The sequence below is a fragment of the Photobacterium chitinilyticum genome (assembly GCF_004104355.1).
Lineage (GTDB): Bacteria > Pseudomonadota > Gammaproteobacteria > Enterobacterales > Vibrionaceae > Photobacterium > Photobacterium chitinilyticum.
The window spans coordinates 1-432 of sequence record NZ_RJLM01000204.1 but is presented as its reverse complement, the minus strand read 5'-3'; the positions used below and the strand labels follow the sequence as shown (position 1 = coordinate 432).

1 protein-coding gene is annotated in these 432 nt (G+C 40.5%); it reads left to right on the top strand.

Translation table 11 applies throughout. The annotated features are described in order from the left end of the window. Positions 1–182: 182 nt before the first annotated feature. Positions 183–432: 30S ribosomal protein S19 (rpsS, locus tag EDI28_RS26500; protein ID WP_128786725.1), on the top strand; the 250-nt coding region annotated here is incomplete at its 3' end.

The following is a 432-nucleotide window of genomic DNA, read 5'->3' as shown; positions in this document are numbered from 1 at the left end:
ACCTGCTCTTGGTCTTAAAACTCGTAACAAGAAAGCGAAATCTGACAAACTTATCGTTCGTCGTCGCAACGAGAAATAATATTAAACTAGTCGCTTAAGCAACTAGTAAATCCGCCAGCTCGGTAGCGCTCCATAGGAGTGCAAGCCGCTGTGGTACAACATTTAAAGGAGAAAATATAAAAATGGGACGCAGTCTTAAAAAAGGACCTTTCGTCGATGAGCATTTGATGAAAAAAGTTGAAGCTCAAGCTAACGACGAAAAGAAAAAAGTTATTAAAACTTGGTCACGTCGTTCAACGATCTTCCCAAGTTTCATTGGTTACACTATTGCAGTTTATGACGGACGTAAACACGTAACTGTTTACATCCAAGAAGACATGGTAGGCCACAAACTTGGTGAATTTGCACCAACTCGTACTTACAAAGGTCACG